Origin of the sequence: Pseudoalteromonas rhizosphaerae (genome assembly GCF_028885455.1) — a bacterium.
In the GTDB taxonomy this organism is placed as follows: domain Bacteria; phylum Pseudomonadota; class Gammaproteobacteria; order Enterobacterales; family Alteromonadaceae; genus Pseudoalteromonas; species Pseudoalteromonas rhizosphaerae.
Window position 1 is genome coordinate 2,509,728 of record NZ_CP118496.1, and the last position, 24,323, is coordinate 2,534,050.

Sequence of the window (24,323 nt, forward strand, 5' to 3'; positions counted from 1 at the left end):
AATGATTGAGCCAGCCCATTTTGAGCTGGCTTTTTTTATGCCTGCAATTGTGAGCCGTTTCATTATTTCAATAAATTTAAATTTATTTTTGAACTAAAGTAGTTTGAGGGCGTCTACTCTTATGCTTGTTGTTAAATTGCAGTTTACATAAGCATCATGTTGATTTCCCCCTATTTGGTTACTAGTTTTAGTAATGATTGAGCCAGCCATTTTGAGCTGGCTTTTTTTATGCCTGCAATTGTGAGCCGTTGCATTATTTCAATAAATTTAAATTTATTTTTGAACTAAAGTAGTTTGAGGGCGTCTACTCTTATGCTTGTTGTTAAATTGCAGTTTACATAAGCATCATGTTGATTACCCCCTATTTGGTTACTAATTTTAGTAATGATTGAGCCAGCCCATTTTGAGCTGGCTTTTTTTATGCCTGCTATTTGGTGCATGCAGTATTATTTTCATCAATTTTAAATTTATTTTGAACTAAAGTAGCCTGAGGGCGTCTACTCTTTTGCTTGTTGTTGAATTGCAGTTTACGCAAGCATCATGTTGATTCCCTAGTTTTAGTTACTTATTTTAGTAATATTAGGCCAGCTCACCTTGAGCTGGCTTTTTTTATATTTCATTCTTTTTACTTATCCCTTTAATAAACAATTGCTGTAATAGTACGTAATGTTTATTTTGCCTTTTTGTTTCTAAAATACTGTTATCTGGCCGTAATTGTTTGCGGATTAATCCATGAATAGATTGAATGTTAATTTTTTGTTTTATTTTGGTTTGGTTGTGTCTATTATGGAGAATTGATTGTAATATCAATAGTTAGACACATACCTCATCATTCGATAAAAGGTAGTGATAATGGCTTATTTAATTAATAAACATACAAGCGAATATTGTTTTTTATATGCGCATCATAGTTTTGGGCGCTTTCAATATTCTGTAGATACACTTGTCAACGATCTGAGTGTGTCGAAAATACACACTATTATTGAGTGGTTGAATGGTAAGTGGTATATCCGTGACTTAAGCCTGAATGGTACTTGGTTAAATCATAAGCGTTTGGTGAAGGATGACTCTGAAGAACTAAGTATTGGCGATAAAATTTATTTTGCCGGTAATTCAGAGGTTACTTATGTGGTTAAAGATCTCAGTGCTCCTACAGACCAATTAATCAAATTAGATGACGAGCAAAGTCAAACAGCCGAGACAATTAAGCTTAATCATTACCACCTATTGCCTGAGCAGCAACCTGATAGCGTGGTTGTTTTTGAGCAAAGTAGCGGCCAATGGTTGTTAGAATCATTACACGATGATGAGTTTACGATACGAGAAGTCTTAGAAGATCATAGTATTATTACCTTAGGTGGTGAACAATGGATGTTTCTTTCTAGTCATCTGGAAGTTGCAACCCAGATGAGCTCCGTACCACAATTGTATATTAGTGATTTAGACTTTATTTTTAACCTAAGTTTGGATGAAGAAACATCAGAATTAAAAGTTCAACATCACAATAATAATAAAGATTTTGATTTGCATGTTCGCTGCCATCACTACTTAACCTTAAATTTAGCGCGCTATAGAGCTTTAGATGCTAAAAAAGGAGTATTACCAGCTAACCAAGGTTGGGTAAATACGGAGCAATTAGTGAAAGATTTAGGTGTCGACATGCGCTATTTAAATATACAGATACATCGTGCTCGCAAGCAGTTTTCAGAAGTTTTAGTAAATGTTCATGATGCTGAAAATATCATCGAAAGACAATTGCGAAAAGTGCGGTTTGCTGGCGCATCCTTTATGATTTATAAAGGGTGTGAATTAGAGAGTACCTCGGATGTCGTTAGAGCATGAAACAGTATTAAAATTTAATAAAGTCATCACTAACTATAAATTAATTAAGCTACTTAACCAAGGAGGTATGGGAAGTGTGTATCTTGCAGAGGATACACGTTTAAAGCGTTACGTTGCGATTAAATTATTAAAGCCTACTGAGCACTCAATAGAACATAGCGATCCCTTGGTTGAAGCCCAGCTACTTGCTCGTTTAAATCACCCTAATATTGTACAAATACACGATGTAATTTTGTATGAGCAGCAAATTTGTATTGTAATGGAGTACTTAAAAGGCAAAACATTACAGCAGTTTCAACATCAGCACGTCACCACACTCTCCGAAAAGCTTAATTTATTAGCACAACTGTGTGCTGGTCTAACCCATGCCCATAGTCAAGATGTGATGCATTGTGATTTAAAGCCTAGCAATATTTTAATTGATAAAAATGAATTAAAAATCACTGATTTTGGTATTGCAACATTACAAAATAAGCCGCTTAGTGAGCAACGTGATGAATCCAGTTGTGGCAGTGCTAGTGCGATGTCGCCTGAGCAGCTTAATAAACAGCCGTTAGATTTTCGCAGTGATTTATTTTCTTTTGGTATGCTGGCCTATATGTTTATTAGTGGCCGTCATCCATTTGGTGAAGGATCTGCGCAAACGATTGCTAATAATATTGCCAACGGTAAAGCGTGTAATGCACATGAGATCATTCCCAAGTTACCTAATGAATTATGTGATTTACTAAATCAATTATTACAACGAAAAAAAGACCGCCGCCCTGTTGATGCTCAAAGTGTAGAGCGTAAGTTACAAGCCGTTATTATAGCTATTAAACAGCAAGAAATTTTGGCGCAAGACACAGTTCCGATAGAGCGACTCGCATTACAAAAAAAATCGCCTAAAAAGGCTGTTTTTTTAGGGACTTTGCTTTGTATTGCCGTGGTTGCAACAGGCTTAATGTATAAGCTGCAAGTACATAAACCAGCAGAGCACTATGTTGCATTTTTACCTCCGGTGGTAAAATCAGCCGCACTGTTATCCGCAGATACAAATATGCTCAAAGCCACAATTGATGATGCTATTAGGCAAAGTATTATTAATAGTAAGCAGTTAAATCTTATTTCGCAGGATGAGGTTGCGCTCATTTTACAAAGCGGCAATGCTAAACTTACTTTTACAGATAAGTTACATAAATTAGAGCAAGCAACGGGTGCACAAGAAGTGGTGACCGCTGAGCTTAATTGTATGCAACCGCAATGCTATTTAACGTTAGTTCGGCTCGAGGCGCCAAATTGGACGGTAAAAGCGCGTAAGCAATGGCCCATTGTAATTGATAGTTATAATCAGATGTACCATTTAAGCAGTCAGCAATTAACAGCGCTTTTCCCTGATTTTGATAATAAATATATTGCAATGGCGCAGCTTAGTGACAAAGAACAAATAGAACATATTGAGCTTTATCAAAAAGTGCAGCAAGTTGGTGATTACACCGATCAATTATTTATGCGTATTAAAGAGGCTATAGAACAAACCCCGCAGTTATATGCCAACTATGAGTTATTACGTGAAGTCGCCCTGAGTTTATATCAGCAATCACAGCAAGCAGAGTATTTAAATATTGCCAGTAAATTACTTTTTAACTCACCAACTGCGTATCAAAACACCCCTGCATTTGCTACAAATGCAATGCTAATCGCGGTTGCTAGGCAAGATTGGTTAACTGCGAAGCAGTATTTAGCTAAAGCTGAACAAGTTGGAGCAAGTTCTACCGCTCTTTATGAACTTAAAGGTTTATTATATTTACAACAAGATCAGTTGCCTGAAGCACAGCAGGCGTTTGAACTTGCATTAAAAATACGAGCAAATCCAATAATAAAGCAAAATTTAGCGCAAGTATTATGGTGGCAAGGTCAAATTGAAGAGGCAAAGCAGCTGCTTAATGAAGTTATAAGCTTAAGCTCTCAAAACTATATGGCAAATCAATTACTGGCAGATATAGCCCTAACAGAAGGTGATTTAGCCATTGCTATAAAGCAATATAAACAGGCAATTGAGATTAAACCTGATAGTACGAATTTAAGTAATTTAAGCATTGCTTATTCTTTGCAAGGGGAGTTTGATCAAGCGTTAATAGTTGCCCAACAGGCTGTGGATATAAACCCGGGGCATGTAGGTTTTAGACTCAACTTAGCTGATACTCAAAAGGCACTTAATCTGGTGGAATCATACCCGGCAAATTATCTAAAAGTAGTTGAGTTGGCACAAGATCAACACACTCTTGATAGTTATTTAGAAGTCGCACAAGCACACAGCCAGTTAGGCGAAGCTAAACTTGCCTTACAAGCACTCAATAAAGCAATCAGTATTGCGTCAGACCATTATGAATATGTGTTTACAGCAGCACTTGTGTATAGTGTGATTGGTGAATATCAGTCAGCGTTAATGTATATAGAAAAGTCATTAATGATAGGTTATCACCCAATGTGGTTTAATTTACCCTGGTTTAAACCTTGGTGTCAAAAAGAAGAGTTTATTGCGTTAATGCAGCAATATGACTCTTCTTTTCGTTGTGCTAGTGCTTTATATTAGTATGTAGCACCAGGCCTACGAACAATGATTTTAGGATCTTGTGACATATAAATTTTGCCAGAAGGCACATGTTTAGCTGTATACCTAAACGAAATAGGTAAATACTCAGTTTCTTTGCCTTCGGTTACTTCAACAACTTTTTCAAGGTTGTCTTTATCTACACCGTTAAATTCATAGGTCGGCTCTACTTGAGCAATTCTTAAAACTAAGGTGTCGTCATCAGTGATCTCGGTAGAGATATTATATTGGCAATTGCTATCTGCACCACAATATTCAACACCATTCCCGTAAAATTCCCAATCGGCAGCCACTGACGGATCTAGGCTGATAATAAGTTCTACGTATTGTCTTTTTTCAGTGCTTATGAGATCGTTTTTTCCTGCATTATTAAACAAAACACTCAGCGACTCAGTCGGATTTGTTTCGTTATTAAAAAATGTTAACCAATTTTCTTGTGTATGAGGTAAAACAGTCAACGTTTTAACGGAAAAGTAGTTATCTGCTTTACATTGCACTTCAATATTTGGGGTTTTGATATCGTTCATTTTTTCAGTCCTTGTATTGTTGTATAAGTAAAACCACTTGTTGGTTTCTATTATTGTTCTGAGTGTAGAATAAAATTGTTTATATAACTAATTAAGATGGGTCTTTTGTAATGCTCTGTAATGATTTTTAGGGTCATAAAAAAGTAAAAAAACCTATCGTGGTATTTTTAGATTGGCTATCATGAAGTGTCTTTTGGCTAATTAAAGTTTATTTATGTATATACAGTTACTTACAAACATTGATTGGGTAAGTGTTGGGATTGGTTTTAGTGTTGGCGCGGTGCTTTTTAGTGTTATTTATGCAAGTCGTGGTAAGCGACTAACAGCAGAGCTAAGTGAGCAGCAGCAACAACTAGCTTTATTGCAAACACAGTCCAATGAAAAACAGCAGCAATATACTGCCTTGATAGATGAACACGATTTACTTAAGCAAAGCCACCAAGAACAACGCGACGAAACTCAGCACTATAAAACCCGCTTCACTGAGCAAGAAAAGCAAAGCCAGCAATACAACCATTATTGGCGCAAGGCTGAAGCTGATTTAACAACACTACGAAGCGAATACAATGCCCGTGATGTTGAGCTCAATAATATGCGCACTATGCTTGAGCAAAAGCAAAGCCACTTTGAGCAACAGTTACAACATATTAAAGAAAGCAAAGAGCAACTTAAAAAAGAATTTGAAAACCTTGCTAATCAAATACTCGAAGAAAAATCGCAAAAATTTAAAGTCCTCAATCAAGAAAGTATTGAGCAGCTGTTAAAACCTGTCCAAGGTGAGCTAAAAGGCTTCAGGGATAAATTGGAATCAATTCATGTTGAAGATGTAAAACAACGTGAAGCTCTGAAAATAGAGTTATTACATCTACAAGCGAAAAGCCAAGCAATCACTGAGCAAGCAGATAGGCTCAGTAACGCATTACAAGGGCAAAAGAAAACCCAAGGTAATTGGGGCGAACTCATGCTTGAAAACGTGTTAGACAGCGCAGGGTTGCGCGCTGGTACTGATTATAAACGCGAGGTATCGTTCAACACCGAAGAAGGCCGTCTTCGCCCTGATGTGGTGGTGTATTTGCCTCAAGGTCGGCATTTAGTGATTGACGCTAAAACTTCGCTAAACGCTTACACTCGCTACGTAAATGCAGATAATGAACTGCAGGCTCAACAAGCAATTAAAGAGCATGTTGAGGCTGTAAAAGCGCGTATTAATGAGCTGGCGAGTAAATCATATGATCGCTTACCTGGGCTTAACTCTCCTGAAGTGGTGGTGATGTTTGTGCCGATAGAATCAGCTTTTGTTGAAGCCCTTAAATACCAGAGTGATATTTACCAACAAGCGATAGAAAAGAACATTCTGGTTGCCACCCCCACTACCCTCTTAACCAGCTTAAATATTGTGAAACAGTTATGGCGCTTTGAGGAGCAAACTAAATACTCCAAAGAATTGGCAAACCGCGCCGAACGTTTTTATAACAAGCTCAACGGCTTTTTAACCAGTATGGAAGGCGTTGGTAAGCAACTAGATAAAGCCAAAGAAAGTTATGACAAAGCGTTTTCGCAGTTATATCGCGGAAAAGGCAACTTAATTAAACAAGCATCTGAATTTAAAGAGTTGGGTGTATCAGTACAAAAAGAGTTACCCGCCGAAACCTTAGAGCGGGCGCAATTAGAGCTAGATGAATAAGGAAATTGTATGCAGATCATTCGTGGTAAAGAATTCACCGCAGCAAAGGCATGGGGAGCTAAAAGTATTGCCAATATGAATGGCATCACTACCCGTTTACATTGGACTGATAAACCCTATAAATGGCATATTAATGATGGCGAAGAAGTCTTTGTGGTGCTTGATGGAGTCGTTGAAATGTTTTACAAACAAGATAGCGAGACGCACTCAACTGTACTGCAAAGTGGTGACATTTTTTATGCCTCAATAGGTACTGAGCACGTAGCCCACCCTATGGGTGAAGCGCGTATTTTAGTGATTGAAACGCAAGGTAGTGTTTAAGCTGCTAAAGTTTGATATTTAATTGCTGGGCTTTTTAGACCAGCTTGTATAACCTTTACGGCAGCTAGCCAGCTAGAATCGAATTGGATCAACAAATAATTATGAAAGATTTTATAAATAAAGGAATTGTTAAGCTAAAATCGACATCTAATAAAGTGTTTGATGAATTCAATAAAGGCTATGTATTAGCAAAAGAAAAGATCGATGGTCTGCCTATCTTTATGTCGTTTGAAAGATTTGGTACGCAAACCCCCACGTCATTTGATGAAAAGCATTATTTTGTAATTCCTTTTGCACTATCTGAACATCAATTCGCTTTACACACCATGCGTTATTTACCAAACGGCGTACCTGAGATTAATAACTTACCTAAGCGGCGTATTTTTCATTTTCCTAATGAGCATGCTGAGGCCGGACTTCGCCATTACATGCTAAATAGCGCTGATGCAATTATGCGTGATCAAGCTGTGGGGCAAACTAATTCATTACAGTCGCTTGCTAATGATATTGATGCCTTAGATAAAAAACTCACCTACGGAATGCTTTTGGTGGGCGGCTTAGCGGCTATTGCAAACCCATTGGTGGGAGCCAGTATTGCGGCCAAAGCTATGCTGCCAAGCATCACTGGCCTACTGAATAAATACGGTGTGCGTGCCTCTGCTAATAAACTGTCTCAATATCAACTTGAAAAAGAAATCAAAGCAGCTCAAAACAATATAATTGCAGAGTTTGAGGCCGCAAATACGCTACAGTTGATCAACCCTATTTTACAAGAGTTAGAGTTAACTCTTAGAACGACTGAAGCTGAGCACGATCCTATAAGTTCTTTTAATTTAGCTGATGGCTCGCTATCAGAGTTTAATGACGCTAAATGGCGTGAGTTAACAGAAGTTGCGATCTGCCATGTTTATAAAGATGTCTATGATGATCCCTCATTGCATAAACAAGCAAATTTAGGTGCAAAAGACTTAAGGTGGCTAAAGCTAATGTTCGATGCAGAGGAAGCTAAGGAAAACATATTATGAACATTGGTATATATATTTACGATGATGCAGAAGTGCTGGATTTTTCAGGCCCATTTGAAGTGTTTAGCACGGCAAAGCGCTTAGCAGATAATAACTGGCAAGTATTTTTTGTGGCAGAGCATGCTCAACCAGTAATTGCCCGTGCAGGTTTTAGTGTAAACCCCCATTACAGTTTTGTTGATCACCCCGCTATTGATTTGCTCATTGTTGTTGGTGGTGTACACACTGTTGAACTTGAAAAACCTGCCGTAATAAACTGGATACGAGAAACCGCTGGTGCTACTGCTAAAGTTGCCTCAGTGTGTACAGGCGCTTTTTTACTGGCCAAAGCGGGTTTACTCGATGGCTTAACGGTTACCACGCATTGGGAAGATCTTGCGGATCTCGCTAATATGTTCCCTCGGTTAAATGTGATCAGTAATAAGCGCTGGGTATCACAAGATAAATTCACCACTTCAGCGGGTATTTCTGCAGGAATTGATATGAGCTTGCAATTAGTTGCTGAGCTGGGGAGCCCTGAGCTTGCAGAGCTTACGGCAAAACAAATGCAGTACCAGTGGCACAAAAAAATTTAACTGTTCGGTAACTGTTCACTGATAAAGTTATGCATATAATCTCTAAGACAAACCGCTTTTTTACTAAGTAAACGACCACTTGGCCAAATGGCATAAATTTCTCGCGGCAGGCTTTGCCATAGTGGCAATACTCTAACTAACTCTTTTGTTTGTAGCTCATTTATAATTTCAAAGCGCGGTAACAAACCGATACCTTGATGATCCGCAACTTGATATTTTACAAAGCCAGTATCGTTATAAATGCTTTTAAAGCGGCACATGTGTGTGTAAGTAGCACATGATTGCGTGTTCGTTAATAGCCATTTATTTCTAAGTGTTGTACCAATTAAACGGTGATGTTTTAAATCGTTCGGTTCAACAAGTTTTGCTGCATTTGTTAGGTACTCAGGTGATGCGACTAAGATAGAGTCGGCTTCTGCGAGCTTTTTTTGCTGTAATAACGAATCAGCTTGAGGGCCGATCCTGAGCGCTAAATCAGCTTGGTTTTTAATAATATCGTCAAGTTGATTACTTAAAATCAGCTCCAACTGAATATCAGGGTATTTCTTGCAAAACGACAACCACATCGGCTTTAAAAAACCATGACAGATATTCAGTGGCGCGAGCACTTTTAGCTTACCACTAAGTTGTTCTTTTTGTTGATTGAGTTGATAACGAGTTTGTTCAAATTGCTCAACTAAGTTGGCATAACTTTGATAGTACACCTGTCCTTGTTGTGTGAGTGTGCATTGGCGTGCAGAGCGATGCAGCAGTTTTTGCCCAAGGCGAGATTCAAGGCGCTGTAAACGCCGCGTAACTGTTGCCGCAGGCAGCGATAAATACTCCCCCGCTTGAGACAATCCTCCTTGTTGTACTATGTGCACAAACAGCACTATATCATCTAGCATGATTCCACTTTTGCAATTTAAGTTTGATTAAAGCTTTATATTTAACATTTTAGTAAGTCTATATCATTGCTCTTAGGTTTTCTTGTTAAAGAGTATTTTTATGGAACACAGTATTAATTGGGTAGCTGTTATTGTTATCGGTGTAGGCGCAACAGCAGTGCTTGATAGTTGGTCGCTATTACTTGCGAAAGTGTTTGGCGTGCCATCTTTAAACTTTTGTATGGTCGGTCGCTGGATAAGCTTGATGCGAAGTGGTCAATTTAAACATACAGCAATAAACAAAGCGCCATCGCAAAAAGGCGAATGCGCAATCGGTTGGTTTATCCATTATGTAATAGGCGTTATTTTTAGTTTTACTTTTTTATTGGTTATGTCAAATGACTGGCTAGTATCCCCCCGCCTAATACCCGCCCTTATATTTGGTTTAGCCACAGTATGTATGCCTTTTTTTATTATGCAACCTGCGCTTGGGCTGGGTATTGCTGCGAGTAAAACGCCAAGACCAGCGTCGGCCAGAGTTAAAAGCTGTGTATCACATTGTGTATTTGGTGCAGGAATTTATATCAGCTCGCTTGTTTTATTGCTATTTTGAGGAGCTACTATGTCTGCTGATTATAGGTTAAATCGTTGGAAAAACAATGATATTGGTTTTCATGAAAGCCGAGTAAATCCATACTTAGATCGTTATTTTACTAACTTGAAAATTCCTCAAAATGGCCGAGTTTTCGTGCCTTTATGTGGTAAAACAAACGACATTGCATGGCTACTCGAGCAGAATATACAGGTTGTGGGCGTTGAGCTCTGTGAAAGCGCCATTAAACAACTATTTGGCTCTTTAAATGTTACACCTACAGTAACGGTGCACGACAAGTTTAAACTGTATAGTGCGGATAATTTGGCTATTTGGGTGGGAGATATTTTTGCACTAACCGCCAACTTACTTGGATCTGTTGATGTTATATATGATCGCGGATCATTAGTAGCCCTGCCTTTTACACTACGTAAAAAATATAGCAGGCATGTAGTGATGATCACACAAAAAGCACCACAGCTACTTATTTGTTGTGTATATGATCAGTCTAAACGCGATGGCACACCATACAGTATTAGCGCTCAAGAGGTATTTGATCACTATCACCATGCTTATTCGCTACAACTAATTAGATGTGAAGCTATTGCGAATGGAGTTAAAGGCGTTGTACCGGCAAATATAGTTGTTTGGCAGTTAAACAAAAAAGATTAAACTTTATGTTGTATATTGCATGTAATGTTTGGGGTCAATGGATGAATGCTTGCGATGAACGTTCTGATCTTATATGCAAACTTTGCTAAAGTATCTGTAGTTAACCTTGCTCAGTTTTACGAGCGAATCATTTTGTCACTTCCTCAACCATTTGAACAAATACAATAACTAATAACAGCACTTTTAGGATCATATAATGAATATAATCAAAACCTCAGGGCTTGTCCTGTCGGTATTGGCTGGGCTGTCGCTATCAGGCTGTTCGGTAACACACAACGTCACGGCTACAACAACGATGAATCAAATTAGCAATCCACTGTCGCTTGAACAAATCTATAAAGATAAATATTTCAAAGCGCAGCGTAGCACTTACTTTAAATGGCTTGATGATGGCACCGGCTACACCGTGCTTGAAGAACGTGGAAGCGAAAAAGATAAAAAAGACGACGCTGAAAATGCCAAAGCAGATGACGAAAAAGAGCACGGTGTAAAAGGCAACGACATTGTATTTTACAACGCCGATGGTACTGGCCGCAAAGTTCTAGTTGAGTTTGAAAAACTACTGCCAGAGGGCGCAGATGAGCCATTTGCAATCGAAAGCTACCAGTGGTCAAAAGACGGCAAATGGTTGATGGTATTTACCAATAGCGAGCAAGTGTGGCGCTCTCGCAGCCGTGGTGATTTTTGGCTCTTAAACCTTGAAACCAATAAATTACAGCAACTCGGCGGTGAGCAACCAGAACCTAAAAAACTGATGTTTGCTAAATTCTCACCAGACAGCTCAAAAGTAGCTTACGTGCGTGATAACAACATTTATATGCAAGCGGTTGGCAGCAACAAAGTAACAGCGCTTACAACCGATGGCAGCGCTAAAATCGTTAATGGTAACTTTGATTGGGTTTACGAAGAAGAATTCAGCATTGCTGATGGCTTTCGTTGGAGCCCAGATAACAAATCAATCGCCTATTGGCAGCTTGATACCAACGGCGTTAAGTTTTTCACCATGATCAACAACACCGACGAGCTTTACCCTACTTTAAAAGAGTTTCCTTACCCAAAAGCCGGTGAAACTAACTCGGCAGTACGCGTGGGGGTTGTTAGCCTTGCTGATAAGAAAACCCGCTGGGCCAAACTTGAAGGCGATAATCGCGACCGCTATATTCCTCGTATTAGCTGGGCAGGCACCGGTAAGGAATTAATGATCCAAGACTTAAACCGCCCGCAAAACCACAACAAGGTTTGGCTGTTCGATTGGCAAAAACAGCAATTGACCAAAATTTTAGAAGATAAAGACGATGCTTTTATCGAGTGGTTTTACAAAGCCAACTGGTCAAAAGATGGTAAGTTCTTTATTTGGCACAGCGAGCGCGACGGCTGGCGTCACCTTTATCGTGTATCTCGCGATGGTAAAACCATTATCGATTTAACCCCAGGTGATTACGATATTGTTGATATGCTGGCGCTAAACGAAGATAAGAACGTGATGTATTTTACCGCTTCGCCAGACGATGCAGGTCAACGTTATTTATTTAGTACGTCTTTGGATGGTAGTAGTAAACCTGTACGCGTAACGCCTGCTGAATTTCAAGGTTCAAACAGCTATTACATGTCTAAAGATACCTCATGGGCAATGCACACTTACTCACAATTTGGCACGCCGCCAACTAAAGAGATCATTAAAGTAAGCGATCACAGTAATGTTAAAACCTTAGTTGAAAATAAAGAGCTGAAAGAAAAACTGGCTGAGCAAAGCTTACCAAGCCATGAGTTCTTTAAAGTGAATGCGAGCGATGGCACTGAGCTTGACGGCTACATTATGTTCCCTGAAAACATGGATAACAGTAAAAAATACCCAATCGTTTTTTACGTGTATGGCGAACCGTGGGGCTCAACAGTGCAAGACCGCTTTGAAGGCGACAGCTACTTGTATAAATCACTATTAACGCAAAAAGGCTTTATTGTGGCATCGGTTGATAACCGTGGCACGCGAGCACCAAAAGGCCGTGATTGGCGTAAATCGATTTATAAAAAAATCGGCTCAGTCACTGTACAAGACCAAGTTGATGCGCTTGATGCCATGGCAAAACGCTGGGATGTAATAGACACCGACCGTGTTGGTGTATGGGGTCACTCAGGCGGTGGCAGCTCAACCCTTAATTTATTGTTCCGCCATGGCGATAAGTTTAAAGTAGGTATTGCCTCAGCACCGGTGCCAGATATTCGCTTGTACGACACTATTTACCAAGAGCGTTATGCGGGTAACCCAAAGACCGATCCTGAAAGTTACGACAACACCTCGCCAATTACCTTTGCCAAAAACCTAACCGGTAAGCTATTGCTTATTCACGGCACAGGGGATGATAACGTTCATTACCAGGGCTCAGAGCGTTTAATTAACGAGCTTGTTAAGTACAACAAACAGTTTGAGTTTTTCTCATATCCAAATCGCTCACATAGCTTACGAGAAGGCAAAGGTACCACCTTGCACTATCACACTATGATGGCCGATTTTTTTGAAAAGAACTTATTGAATAAGTAATCGCTTTAAAAAAGTTAGATGCTAAAAAGCCACACACTAACAGTTAGTGTGTGGCTTTTTTAATCAAAATGGTGTGAGGTTTATAAAATAAAGTTAAAGGTCAAAGGTTTGAGTCGTTTTAGTGTTAAACGTACTTTACGCAAATAAAAAAGTAGCATCCGTGCCACTACAAGTGCGATATTAAGAAAAATTAAGAGCTTGGTTGCGAAGGTTGATACTTACTAACGAGAATTTGCTGCAAACTTTTTAGTGCCCGCTTTATAGCTTGTAGCATGTTCCTTCCTTTGGTATTTACATTTATGCTTGGCAAACCAGGTAGAAGAATATTGATTTTGCATTGCTGCAAAGTACCCAGCCGCTCGTTTAATAGATCATTAATTTGAATATCTACTTTACGAATATTTAAAGCATGTTTTGCCAACTGGCTTTTCACTAATTTCAAAATTGACATTTTTTCACTTGAGTTAATTGTTTTGTTTTTAACCGTAAGTTTTAGCTTCATGCAATTACACCTTTAGTAGCACCTGTGTTGCAGGCATGGATGTAATCTACTAACTTAGTAACAAAGGATAAAGCTGATTATTTCTGATTTAAAGACAGGTTTTTTCGAATGATAACCAACATAAACTACAATCACTTATACTATTTTTGGCAAGTGAGTAAGCACGGCAGTATTGCTGCTGCCAGTAAAGTACTCAACTTAACGCCGCAAACGGTCAGCTCTCAAATTACTAACTTAGAGCAACGATTAGGTAAGCCACTGTTTATTCGCCAAGGCAGAGGGCTAAGACTAACTGAGTTTGGCCATGTCACTCAGCAATACACAGATGATATGTTTGCTATTGCCCATGAATGGCTAGAAACTACCCAAGGTGATATTGCGCAATTGTCACGAACACTAAAAGTAGGCATTTCGGATGTATTACCAAAATCATTAGTTTCTAAGTGGCTAGCCCCTTTAATTGATAACGAGCGTATTACAAACTTACATTGCATTGACGGTCAGCAAGATGAGCTGCTCGCGCAAATGACGGTTCATAAGCTCGACTTAGTTTTAGCTGATAAACCGCTTGATACCACATTACCATTTAAGGCTTTTTGTCATGAAATAGGAAAAAGCCAAATAGCTCTCTTTGGCAATGCAACATGGCACTCGCAATTATATAAACAGTTTCCACAATCTCTTAATAATAAGCCTTTAATTCTCCCTGCAAAAGGAAGCCCAGTCACACGTGCTATTCATTATTGGCTGCAAGAACAGGGTATTGAAGTATCAATAGCAGGCCATGTTGATGACAGCGCATTAATGAAAGCATTGGGTGAGCAAGGATTTGGGGTGTTCCCTGCGCCTATTTTGGTCAGAGCCGAAGTTGAGCGCCATTATGACGTTAGCTATATTGGTACAATTAATAATGTTTATCAGCATTATTATGCCTTTACGCCCGACAGGCTAATTAAAGACAGTATTTACGATGAATTTATTAAGCATGCCCAAATGACGTAAATTTTAGCTAATAGCTTTACACGCGTTAAAACACTAAAAAGCCAGACTTTAATTGCTCTGAAGTGTGGCTTTTTTAATCAAATCGTAATGGGGGTTTACACAACGAGGTGAAAGGTAAAGGTGCTAGGGAAAAGGTTTAAGTTAGTTGAGTATTGATTGGATTGAGTGCAACAAACCCAGCAAAAATAATTAAACCTAACCGAGCCGCTAGGTATTATCGATGGATTGGAAAGTGCCATTTACAGACAGTCAGGAGTTACAATGTCTGAAGTCAAGATTTGACCACTCTAGCTTAAAATCACACAAAGCATGAGTCGGCGCGGAAATTGTTGGGATAATGCGCCAATGGAACGATTTTTTAGAAGCTTTAAAACGGAGTGGATGCCAAAAGTTGGATATGAAAACTTTGAAGAAGCTAAATATAGTGTGAGTGATTATATCAACGGATATTACAACAATGTTAGACCACATCATTATAATGCAGGTTTAGCACCAAATGAATCTGAGGTTAGATACCAAGATTCTAAAACTGTGGCCAAAATTAGTTGACCACTACATTATGCAGGTAACCCAAATACAGATCCTGAAAGTTACGACAACACCTCGCCAATTACCTTTGCCAAAAACCTAACCGGTAAGCTATTGCTTATTCACGGCACAGGGGATGATAACGTTCATTACCAAGGCTCAGAGCGTTTAATTAACGAGCTTGTTAAGTACAACAAACAGTTTGAGTTTTTCTCATATCCAAATCGCTCACATAGCTTACGAGAAGGCAAAGGTACCACCTTGCACTATCACACTATGATGGCCGATTTTTTTGAAAAGAACTTATTGAATAAGTAATCGCTTTAAAAAAGTTAGATGCTAAAAAGCCACACACTAACAGTTAGTGTGTGGCTTTTTTAATCAAAACGTAACGGGGGTTTACAAAATCTAGTTTTGAGGGGAAAGGTTCAAGGACAAAGCTTTTTGGCAACTGTCGGGTTGCGAGCAAGCCATAGGAAGTCCAGTTAATGATAGTTATCTGGATAAATAGAAATAGTAAGATGTATCTCATTATCTGACCGCTACGCCTTTTATGATGTAATAGATTGCATAATTATAAGGATCTTTTATAATGAAACTACTGGCGACTCGGAGTATCTCCAGTCAATATGCTGGTCCCTAAATGCCTATAGGTATGTTTCTTCTGTTGCCTTTGTCTGCGATTCGGTTCGACAAAGGCAACTAGTTGAAATGAGTCTCTTGCTTTATGCCTTGCTTCAAATCTAACCTCTAAAACTCATAAAGTTGATTCGATTTGTATTTGTAGTTATGTTTAATTTACATGGTAAATTCATAGTTTTTCTGAGGAGGTTTTAATGCATTTAAAAAGCTTAGAGAAAGCTTTTAATACTATGTTTCATAACCCTCAATTATTTGAAGAGTTTCTTGGTTCTGATTTATCGAACGAAGTGGAAGAGTTTTACATAGGCAAAGAAAAACCACGAAAAGTAATCCGAGTATCTGACAAATTCAAAACATTTCTCCGCTTTATCGATAAAGTTATTTTACAACACTTAAAAATAAATGATGATGTTGTACACTCGTATATCAAAGAAAAAAGTGCTATGTCAGCTGTACAATCGCATGTAAATAGTAAGTATTTTCTAGTTTCTGATATTGTTAGCTTTTTTTCAAACGTAAATTCTGAAGATGTAAAAAAAATATTAGTGGCAAACGTTTCAAATATCCCAATTGAAGATATTGAGCATTACATACCTAGAATAGTTACATTAGTATGTTGGAATGACTGTTTGCCTGTTGGTTTTGTAACTTCCCCTAAATTAAGTAATGCCGCACTCTTCCACTTTGATTCGGCAATGGCTGATTATTGTAAAAAGCATAGCTTAACTTATACAAGGTATTCAGATGATTTAATTGTATCAAGTCAAACTCGTGAGCCGCTAATAGAGCTTCAAACCCAATTACAGAGCTTAATTTCACAAAATACAAACGGACAGTTAGAAGTTAATCTCGATAAAACTAGAATATATACGATAGGTCAGCCATTTACGATTCTTGGATTAGTGATTACTCAGTACCAAACATTAACTATTAGTCGAAAACATAAAAACCATTTGGAGGTGGCTCTTCATTATTTCGTGACGGATAAGTTGCGTTTTCAAGATTATTTGGAAGAGCATTTCGCAGGAAAAGAACAGTCTTTATTTGGCTTACTTCATTATGCAAAATCTGTTGAACCAAGATATATAAATAAGTTGCAACGCAAATATGGAGCTTATGCAATTACTGACCTCTTGGAAAATAAGTGGAATGACTAAGCATCAAGTATCAATAAAAAATGTTAAGAGCTTTCAATCATTAAAGCTGGAATTTAACTTTTCTGAGCAACAAATGATCGTTATAACAGGAAAGAACGGCATAGGTAAAACTACGATTGTTAAAGCGCTCAAGCAAATTTATGACCCTAAAGTATTTACACACACCTCTAGTGAAGGCTCTATCAGTGATTCAAGTGAAATATCGGTTCATTTAAGTCACCATCCTGAAGTAATATTTCAATATAACAAACACTTAAAAGCGCTTGATACTAGAAATGTACTACCTGCAAAGAATACAGTTGTTGCAGAGCTTCCAGTTCCATTTGGTGACCGCTTTAGGCGTTATTCGGATGTATCAGCCGTTGATGTAGATTTGAGAACTAATATTGCTACCTCAAACTATAAAGTTGCTGATGAGCTCAAAGCATTTTTGGTTTCAGTGTATGGGCAGGCATCAAGCCAAAGGTATGAAAATTTATGCGAAACAAGAGTAAAGGGAACTAAGTATTATTTTATACCACAAGATGATGATTATTATTTAAGAGAAGATCATTTTAGTTCAGGTGAGTTTTTTCTGATTCAGCTTTTCCGCTTTATCAAAACAGGTGCAAAATTTATAATTATTGATGAAGTTGATATTGCTTTAGACGCTGTCGCACAAGTGAATTTGTACAATTCACTGACTGAGATTCTGCAAGAAACAGAGTCTAAATTAATACTCATTTCTCACTCCTTGGCACTAATGAAAAAAACACCTGATGGTGCTTTGTATTACTTAGAAAGCATTCAAGGAAAGTTAGTTTTAGAGCCTAAGTCATTTGGTTATATAAATTCTGATTTATATGGCTTTAAAGGGTCTGATAAATACATCCTTACAGAAGATCCTGTATTAGAGGGGTTCATACAATTTATTATTCAATGTTTTAATATACAACCTGACTATGAGTACAAAGTTATTGGTGTCGGTGGCTGCAATCAATTAAAAACTTTACTTGTGAAAAATGAAGTCGATGAGTTATTTTCAAATGCAGAAAATGTTTTGGCTGTACTAGATAATGATGCATTTCCTCGTTTTATGAGCTCTTATCGGGGAGAAAGTAATGTTGTTAGTTCAGGGATTGATGATCTTGAGTTATTCATATACTTAAACAGAGAAACATTATTCCCTGATAATTTTTTACCGCCTTATGCTGAATCTTCTAAGGCTAAAAGTGCATCTAAATCTTATTGGAAATGGTTAACTGTTGATCGAAGTCCTTATTTTCGTCCAACAGAGCTCTATAAAAAAGTAGTTGAGCAGGCTGTTGAAGAATCGCAATTATTGGCAGACTATTTAAAAAACTTTTTGAATAGATAATAATAATTTAACTACAGTTACTGATCTTATTTCTATTTGCGCAGCTAATTTTTTAGACTTTATCGCAAACCCAAAATTCACAGTATTCTGTGAATTATCATTAAAATAAACTTAGAACTAACAGCCCCTTATCTACTTAACAATCCCTCTCTACCCACTCTAAAACGAAGCGTGTATCTCTGGTTTGAAAGCGCTGTTTATTCGGTATGTAGTAGCAAAACTCAGATTCAACCGCGTGAGTATTAAAGTTTTTAAGTAACTCGGTGTTTAAAAGTCGTTGCACAAGAGTGGTTGAGCAAAACACCAGTCCTGAGCCTGCCATAGCTTCTTGAATGCCAAATAGCTCTTGGTCAAAGGTTTTAATAATAAATAACGCAGGATCTAAGTTGTTTTGAGTAAGCCATTGTTTAAGTGGTGGCTCACTCAGGGCGTTGTTTTTCCATTTTGTGGTATACAGCGTAACAGGGCCATTTTGCCATGGGATATCGGCTGCTTTGTGTGAGCCAAATAGATTAAATCTCTTCGGGTTTATTCCCCGCCGCTTGCGGCGTAGTATTGAGTAATGAGCGAATTTATACATAAAAGCCACAATGTGACAGTTTTACTTTATCACTTAGTTTTCCCTGCAAAATATAGAAGAGCAGTTCTTGATGTGGGAGTTGATAGGGCAATCACAGAAATTTGTGTTGAAATAGAAAAACGTTACGAAATCAAATTTTTAGAAATTGGGACGGATGAAGATCATATTCATTTTTTAGTTCAGTCAGTACCAACCTACAGCATTACAAAGTTGGTAACGATGATTAAAAGTTTAACGGCAAGAGAGGTTTTTAAAAAGTGCCCTCATGTTAAAAAGCAGTTGTGGGGTGGAGAGTTTTGGTCAGATGGTTATTTTGCAAGTACGGTAGGAAAACATGGTGACGAATCAATGATAAGAAAGTATGTGAAAAACCAAGGAAATAATTATGACCAACTCCATTCGGATCATCAGTTAGCTATGTTCTAACCAAATACCCCGCTCACGAAGTGAGTTCTGCGTTAGCAGAAGGGCTTGCCCCGGGGATGTTTATTTGTTCGGTTTTTATAATGTCATCTGCGTTTATATTGCGCTGCTGGCCAAAGCGAATGGGTAATGTGTGCAATTGTTTATCAACGGCTTCACTGGTTGATATATCTACCTCAAGATTAGGCTGGTTTATAGATAATTCCTGCAATGCGGGTATTAAGCGCAGGGCGGCCAGTGACGAGGTGGTGGTTATTTTAACTGTTGCCCCTGTGGCTTGCACAGTTGCCAGTGCTTGGTCGATGCGGTTAAAGCCGTCACTTGTGGCCGCACTTAAATATTCACCAGTGGGAGTGAGAGTGATCTTTCTTACTTGGCGGTAAAATAAATCCACATTTAAACGGCTTTCAAGATTATTTATATGGTGTGAAATCGCGGTTGGCGTGAGTGAGAGTTCATCAGCGGCGGCTTTAAAGCTGCCTAAACTCGCCGCAGCTTCAAAGGCTTTAAGCGCTTGTCGTGATACTTGCATAAGTGATATTCGCAAATGATGAAATTAATTATAGGTGAGTATAACTTACTTATAGTTGAGGTTAACTCGTTTGTGAAAAGCCGCTGTTAGTTAGATGATTACTGCACAATTACTACGAGGATAAATAGTATGACTACCCTACTACACATTGATGCAAGCGTAAGAGCCGCTAAAAACGACAACCCAGCTCACGATTCAATCTCTAAAAATATTGCTAAGCGTTTTATAGAGAGCGTTACTCAGCAGCAAAGCATAGATGAGTATATTTATCGTGATGTAGGTGTTAATCCGCCGCCTTTTATTACCCAAGACTGGATAGGTGCGGTATTTACCCCTGACGATAAAAAGACTGCAAAACAACAACAGTTACTGGCCTTGTCAGACACATTAATCGCTGAAATTGCAGCCGCTGATATTATTGTGATTTCCTCGCCTATGTATAACTACGGTATGCCCGCACAGTTAAAGGCGTGGTTTGATCAAGTTGTGAGGATCAACAAAACCTTTGATTTTGATCTGGCCCGTGGAGACTTTCCATTACAGCCTTTACTAGGCGGTAAAACATTGGTTGTGATCACCTCAAGCGGTGAGTTTGGTTTTGAGCAAGGCGGTATACGTGAGCATATGAGCCATTTAGTGCCCCATTTACGTACTTTGAGCAAATATTTAGGCGTGAGCACAATTCATGAAATTGCTTCTGAGTATCAAGAGTTTGCCGATATTCGTCATCAGCAATCGTTAAGTAATGCTTACAGTCAAGCAACAGAACTGGCACTACAACTTACCAATATGGCTATTTAGAATAGCTAAATATTACTCGCTTTCCTGTAGTATTTTTAGCCAAGTTGTAATGGGGGTTTACAGTCTATTTTATTTTTACAAATACGAATTTTCGGTTTTTGACATAAAAAGCGCGAGAATATTAACTCTCGCGCTTAAGTTATACATTTTTTGCTTTAATTAAATATCAAAGCGGTCTGCGTTCATTACTTTCACCCATGCATTAACGAAGTCTTGTACAAAACGCTGTTTGTTATCGTCTTGCGCATAAAATTCAGCAAGTGCTCTTAAAATAGAGTTGGAGCCAAACACTAAGTCAACACGGGTAGCGGTCCATTTAGTATTACCGGAGCTGCGCTCAATAATGTTATACGTGCTTTTACTTGCCGGTTCCCAGCGATAGTTCATATCGGTTAGGTTAACAAAAAAGTCATTGCTTAATGTGCCTACATTATCGGTGAATACACCATGCTGGCTGCCACTGTGGTTAGTGCCTAGTACACGCATCCCACCAAGTAGTACCGTCATTTCAGGGGCAGTTAACCCCATAAGTTGTGCTCGCTCTAAAAGTAGCTCCTCGGCTGAAACGGCATAATCTTTTTTCTGCCAGTTTCTAAAGCCATCATGAATTGGTTCTAATACATCAAACGACTCTGCATCGGTCATGTCGTCGCTCGCATCGCCGCGACCTGCTGCAAATGGCACGGTGATATCGACACCCGCGGCTTTTGCAGCTTGTTCAACTGCAGCAGTACCGCCAAGTACAATTAAGTCCGCTAAACTCACTTGTTTGCTTAAACTTGCTTGCACTTTTTCAAGAGCCGTTAATACCTTAGCAAGTTTTTCTGGCTCGTTACCTTGCCAATCTTTTTGCGGGTTTAAGCGAATGCGTGCGCCATTGGCGCCACCGCGATGATCAGAGCCACGGTAAGTACGGGCGCTGTCCCATGCAGTGCTGATCAAGTCACTGGCGCTAATGCCTGCATTTAGCAGTTTGTCTTTAAGCTCGCTAATTTCAGCATCAGATAAGGTGTAATCGACGCTTGGGATGGGATCTTGCCAGATCAAATCTTCGCTTGGTATATCTGCACCTAAATAGCGAGATTTAGGGCCTAAGTCACGGTGAGTGAGTTTAAACCAAGCCCGTGCAAACACATCGGTGAAATAGTCAAAATCATTATAAAAACGTTCGATAATTTTGCGATAGCTTGGATCCATCTTCATTGCCATATCGGCATCGGTCATAATCGGATTTAGGCGAATTGATGGATCTTCAACATCAACAGGTTTATCTTCCTCTTTAATGTTTACCGGCTCCCACTGGTTTGCACCCGCTGGACTTTTGGTAAGCTCCCATTCGTAATTTAACAGCAGATAGCAATAACCGTTATCCCATTTAGTTGGGTGAGTTGTCCACGCACCTTCTATGCCTGATGTCATAGTATCGCGGCCTATCCCACGCGTTTTATGGTTGTTCCAACCTAGGCCTTGCTCAAATACATCTGCGGCTTCAGGCTCTGGGCTAAGATTCTCTTCGCTGCCATTGCCATGGGTTTTACCCACCGTATGTCCACCTACCGTGAGCGCTGCGGTTTCTTCGTCATCCATCGCCATTCGAGCAAAAGTTTCGCGTACTTGTGCCGCAGTTTTGAGTGGATCTGGCTGGCCGTTTACGCCTTCTGGATTAACATAAATTAACCCCATTTGCACTGCAGCTAACGGGTTTTCCATGGTGTCTGGTTTTGCTACGTTGTCGTAACGTTCATCACTTGGCGCAAGCCATTGCTTCTCCGCGCCCCAATAGACGTCTTTTTCTGGATGCCAAATATCTTCACGCCCGCCGGCAAAACCAAAGGTTTTTAAGCCCATTGATTCATAAGCCATATTGCCTGCTAAAATAATTAAATCTCCCCACGATAACTTATTACCGTATTTTTTCTTGATAGGCCAAAGTAAGCGACGTGCTTTATCAAGGTTAGCGTTATCAGGCCATGAGTTCAAAGGAGCAAAGCGTTGGTTACCTGTACCGCCACCACCACGGCCATCAGCTAAACGGTATGATCCTGCTGAGTGCCACGCCATACGGATCATCAAGCCACCATAATGACCCCAATCGGCAGGCCACCAATCTTGGCTTTGTGTCATCAGATTTTTTAAATCGGTTTTAACGGCTTCAAGATCTAATTTTTTAAATTCTTCAGCGTAATTAAAGTCATCGCCATAGGGATTAGGTTTAGTATCGTGTTGATGAAGAATGTCTAAATTTAAGGCCTTTGGCCACCAATTAGTATTGGAATTAGACGATTGTGTATTGCTACCATGCATGATTGGGCATTTACCCGCACCTGAATTGCTCATTTTTAGCTCCTTTATCGGAATATAAAACTCGGTCTATAACTCACTGTGTTTAAAAGCTTAGTTCATAACAATTAACTTGCTACTGAATGTAATATATTGATTGATAAACCCTGTTTAAGTTCATCCTTTGTACCAATATAGAAGATTAACGATTAAAAACTAGCGCTAAATCACGATTTAAAGCGATTGCAGCTATCGATTAATCTGATGTTTATTGTTAAAAAGTAGTGGCAGTAAAATGGCCACACGTATATTGAGTTATTTGATAAGCTGTCTGAATTAATTATAAAAAAGAGTTATTAATTAAAAATGGTTAATTTGAAGTGTTTAGTTTGCTTTCTTATTTTGTTTTCAACTTTTAGCAGCGTTGCTGAGCAATCGTTTGAAATCCCCAGAAGTGCGGTTATAGAGCTTACCGATCAGCAGGCAAAGCTTAGCTATCCTTTATTTATAAAGCTCCCGCGCAGTTACAGTCGAAATAAAGATAAAACATACCCTGTTGTTTACCTCCTTGATGGCTCGTATGCGTTTCAAGTGGCATCCGGGGCGACGCGTTTTGCTATGAACAGTGGCGCCATGAATGAAGCAATACTCGTTGCAATTGGTTATTCGCAAGGCTCTAAAGGGTCATCAAGCCGTATTAGAGATTACACACCAAGTAAAGCAAATGATTGGCAGCTCGAAACGGGTAAGGCCGAGCAACATGCTGCTTTTATTCGTGATAATGTGTTTGCTTATATGCAAAGTAATTACCGTGTGACCCCGAACCAACGTACTTTAGTAGGTAATTCATTGGGGGGCTTATTTGCTGCTCATGTACTTTTTACCCAGCCTAATATGTTTGAAAGTTACATTATTGGTAGCCCGTCGGTGTGGTTTGATAATGAGAGCATATTATCTCAGTCGATTACTACAGCTAAGCAAGACGTTAGGGTTTACTTATCGGTAGGTAGTAAAGAGACACCTGAATTTGGCGAAGGGCAAGATATGGTAACTGGAGCTAGTAAGTTAGCGAGTAAAATACGTCAAGGGGATGCTAAAAATATACAGCTTGAGTTTTCTATCATTGAAGGAGCAAAGCATGCGACGGCATTTCCAACCACGCTGATCCAAGGTTTAGATTGGCTATACGCAAAATAGCGCAGATATTAATACCAATCGACTTAAATATTTAGCCTTTCTAGCGTGCTAAATAAAGCGCTAACGGCGTTATAAATTTTCATGTA

Annotated in this window: 21 protein-coding genes and 2 pseudogenes; 17 read left to right on the forward strand and 6 right to left on the reverse strand. The window is 39.0% G+C overall.

Going from position 1 to position 24,323, the window contains the following annotated elements:
* Nucleotides 1–852 precede the first annotated feature (852 nt).
* Together PVK79_RS10525 and PVK79_RS10530 are read left to right on the forward strand one after the other, a co-directional pair.
* Nucleotides 853–1,842 (forward strand): FHA domain-containing protein, encoded by a 990-nt coding sequence (locus PVK79_RS10525; RefSeq protein ID WP_182717283.1) that lies wholly within the window; start codon nucleotides 853–855, stop codon nucleotides 1,840–1,842.
* Complete coding sequence (locus PVK79_RS10530; protein ID WP_257326683.1) at nucleotides 1,826–4,417, forward strand: serine/threonine-protein kinase; 2,592 nt, start codon at nucleotides 1,826–1,828, stop codon at nucleotides 4,415–4,417. Before PVK79_RS10525 ends, PVK79_RS10530 begins: the two co-directional genes overlap by 17 nt.
* Here PVK79_RS10530 and PVK79_RS10535 read toward each other — a convergent pair.
* Nucleotides 4,414–4,962 (reverse strand): hypothetical protein, encoded by a 549-nt coding sequence (locus PVK79_RS10535; RefSeq protein WP_257326684.1) that lies wholly within the window; start codon nucleotides 4,960–4,962, stop codon nucleotides 4,414–4,416. The genes PVK79_RS10530 and PVK79_RS10535 overlap by 4 nt on opposite strands.
* Before the next feature lie 214 nt (nucleotides 4,963–5,176).
* Here PVK79_RS10535 and PVK79_RS10540 point away from each other — a divergent pair, with 214 nt between their 5' ends.
* The 4 genes from PVK79_RS10540 (at nucleotide 5,177) to PVK79_RS10555 (ending at nucleotide 8,567) form a co-directional block, all read left to right on the forward strand.
* Nucleotides 5,177–6,646: a DNA recombination protein RmuC gene (locus PVK79_RS10540; protein ID WP_257326685.1), complete on the forward strand. Its 1,470-nt coding sequence runs from the start codon at nucleotides 5,177–5,179 to the stop codon at nucleotides 6,644–6,646.
* A gap of 9 nt (nucleotides 6,647–6,655) precedes the next feature.
* Nucleotides 6,656–6,967 (forward strand): cupin domain-containing protein, encoded by a 312-nt coding sequence (locus tag PVK79_RS10545; protein WP_257326686.1) that lies wholly within the window; start codon nucleotides 6,656–6,658, stop codon nucleotides 6,965–6,967.
* A gap of 101 nt (nucleotides 6,968–7,068) precedes the next feature.
* Nucleotides 7,069–7,992 carry a hypothetical protein gene (locus PVK79_RS10550; RefSeq protein ID WP_257326688.1) on the forward strand — a complete coding sequence of 308 codons (924 nt, stop codon included), beginning with the start codon at nucleotides 7,069–7,071 and terminating at the stop codon, nucleotides 7,990–7,992.
* Nucleotides 7,989–8,567: a DJ-1/PfpI family protein gene (locus PVK79_RS10555; protein ID WP_257326689.1), complete on the forward strand. Its 579-nt coding sequence runs from the start codon at nucleotides 7,989–7,991 to the stop codon at nucleotides 8,565–8,567. The genes PVK79_RS10550 and PVK79_RS10555 overlap by 4 nt, the downstream gene beginning before the upstream one ends.
* Here PVK79_RS10555 and PVK79_RS10560 read toward each other — a convergent pair.
* Nucleotides 8,564–9,454, reverse strand: a complete 891-nt coding sequence (locus PVK79_RS10560; RefSeq protein ID WP_257326690.1) for a LysR family transcriptional regulator — start codon at nucleotides 9,452–9,454, stop codon at nucleotides 8,564–8,566. The two genes, PVK79_RS10555 and PVK79_RS10560, sit on opposite strands and share 4 nt — an antisense overlap.
* Nucleotides 9,455–9,554: 100 nt before the next feature.
* On the opposite strand from PVK79_RS10560, the gene PVK79_RS10565 reads away from it, so the two are divergent.
* The 3 genes from PVK79_RS10565 (at nucleotide 9,555) to PVK79_RS10575 (ending at nucleotide 13,236) form a co-directional block, all read left to right on the forward strand.
* Nucleotides 9,555–10,046, forward strand: coding sequence for a DUF2938 domain-containing protein (locus tag PVK79_RS10565; protein WP_145238984.1), 492 nt, complete (start codon nucleotides 9,555–9,557; stop codon nucleotides 10,044–10,046).
* 9 nt (nucleotides 10,047–10,055) lie between these two features.
* On the forward strand, nucleotides 10,056–10,697 hold the full coding sequence (gene tmpT / locus PVK79_RS10570) for a thiopurine S-methyltransferase (protein WP_257326691.1): 642 nt from the start codon (nucleotides 10,056–10,058) through the stop codon (nucleotides 10,695–10,697).
* Between the two features lie 196 nt (nucleotides 10,698–10,893).
* Nucleotides 10,894–13,236, forward strand: coding sequence for a S9 family peptidase (locus PVK79_RS10575; protein WP_257326692.1), 2,343 nt, complete (start codon nucleotides 10,894–10,896; stop codon nucleotides 13,234–13,236).
* A 190-nt stretch (nucleotides 13,237–13,426) separates the two neighbouring features.
* Here PVK79_RS10575 and PVK79_RS10580 read toward each other — a convergent pair whose 3' ends face one another.
* Nucleotides 13,427–13,738 carry a hypothetical protein gene (locus PVK79_RS10580; protein WP_145238975.1) on the reverse strand — a complete coding sequence of 104 codons (312 nt, stop codon included), beginning with the start codon at nucleotides 13,736–13,738 and terminating at the stop codon, nucleotides 13,427–13,429.
* A gap of 108 nt (nucleotides 13,739–13,846) precedes the next feature.
* Here PVK79_RS10580 and nhaR point away from each other — a divergent pair, with 108 nt between their 5' ends.
* The 5 genes and pseudogenes from nhaR to PVK79_RS10605 all read left to right on the forward strand — a co-directional run bounded on the left by nhaR (nucleotide 13,847) and on the right by PVK79_RS10605 (nucleotide 18,424).
* Entirely contained in the window at nucleotides 13,847–14,740 is an 894-nt protein-coding gene (gene nhaR, locus PVK79_RS10585; RefSeq protein WP_145238972.1) for a transcriptional activator NhaR, read from the forward strand.
* Between the two features lie 294 nt (nucleotides 14,741–15,034).
* Nucleotides 15,035–15,289: pseudogene (locus PVK79_RS10590) on the forward strand (integrase core domain-containing protein); the annotation flags it as partial.
* A gap of 9 nt (nucleotides 15,290–15,298) precedes the next feature.
* Nucleotides 15,299–15,586 (forward strand): annotated as a pseudogene (locus tag PVK79_RS10595) (alpha/beta hydrolase family protein); the annotation flags it as partial.
* 518 nt (nucleotides 15,587–16,104) lie between these two features.
* A complete protein-coding gene (locus tag PVK79_RS10600) occupies nucleotides 16,105–17,067 on the forward strand; it encodes a reverse transcriptase family protein (RefSeq protein WP_257326693.1) in 963 nt (320 codons plus the stop codon).
* The gene (locus tag PVK79_RS10605) at nucleotides 17,027–18,424 is read left to right on the forward strand and encodes an AAA family ATPase (protein WP_257326694.1); all 1,398 of its coding nucleotides are present in this window, start codon (nucleotides 17,027–17,029) and stop codon (nucleotides 18,422–18,424) included. The genes PVK79_RS10600 and PVK79_RS10605 overlap by 41 nt, the downstream gene beginning before the upstream one ends.
* A gap of 136 nt (nucleotides 18,425–18,560) precedes the next feature.
* Here PVK79_RS10605 and PVK79_RS10610 read toward each other — a convergent pair whose 3' ends face one another.
* Nucleotides 18,561–19,004: a hypothetical protein gene (locus PVK79_RS10610; RefSeq protein WP_257326695.1), complete on the reverse strand. Its 444-nt coding sequence runs from the start codon at nucleotides 19,002–19,004 to the stop codon at nucleotides 18,561–18,563.
* On the opposite strand from PVK79_RS10610, the gene tnpA reads away from it, so the two are divergent.
* The gene (gene tnpA, locus PVK79_RS10615; RefSeq protein WP_182700879.1) at nucleotides 18,987–19,430 is read left to right on the forward strand and encodes an IS200/IS605 family transposase; all 444 of its coding nucleotides are present in this window, start codon (nucleotides 18,987–18,989) and stop codon (nucleotides 19,428–19,430) included. The genes PVK79_RS10610 and tnpA overlap by 18 nt on opposite strands.
* Nucleotides 19,431–19,443: 13 nt before the next feature.
* On the opposite strand, the gene PVK79_RS10620 is transcribed toward tnpA, so the two are convergent.
* Nucleotides 19,444–19,959, reverse strand: a complete 516-nt coding sequence (locus tag PVK79_RS10620) for a LysR family transcriptional regulator (RefSeq protein ID WP_257326696.1) — start codon at nucleotides 19,957–19,959, stop codon at nucleotides 19,444–19,446.
* 129 nt (nucleotides 19,960–20,088) lie between these two features.
* On the opposite strand from PVK79_RS10620, the gene PVK79_RS10625 reads away from it, so the two are divergent.
* Complete coding sequence (locus tag PVK79_RS10625) at nucleotides 20,089–20,760, forward strand: FMN-dependent NADH-azoreductase (RefSeq protein ID WP_257326697.1); 672 nt, start codon at nucleotides 20,089–20,091, stop codon at nucleotides 20,758–20,760.
* Nucleotides 20,761–20,919: 159 nt separating this feature from the next.
* On the opposite strand, the gene katG is transcribed toward PVK79_RS10625, so the two are convergent.
* Nucleotides 20,920–23,097: a catalase/peroxidase HPI gene (gene katG, locus PVK79_RS10630; protein ID WP_182759747.1), complete on the reverse strand. Its 2,178-nt coding sequence runs from the start codon at nucleotides 23,095–23,097 to the stop codon at nucleotides 20,920–20,922.
* A 309-nt stretch (nucleotides 23,098–23,406) separates the two neighbouring features.
* On the opposite strand from katG, the gene PVK79_RS10635 reads away from it, so the two are divergent.
* Complete coding sequence (locus PVK79_RS10635; protein WP_425607886.1) at nucleotides 23,407–24,237, forward strand: alpha/beta hydrolase; 831 nt, start codon at nucleotides 23,407–23,409, stop codon at nucleotides 24,235–24,237.
* Nucleotides 24,238–24,323 lie beyond the last annotated feature (86 nt).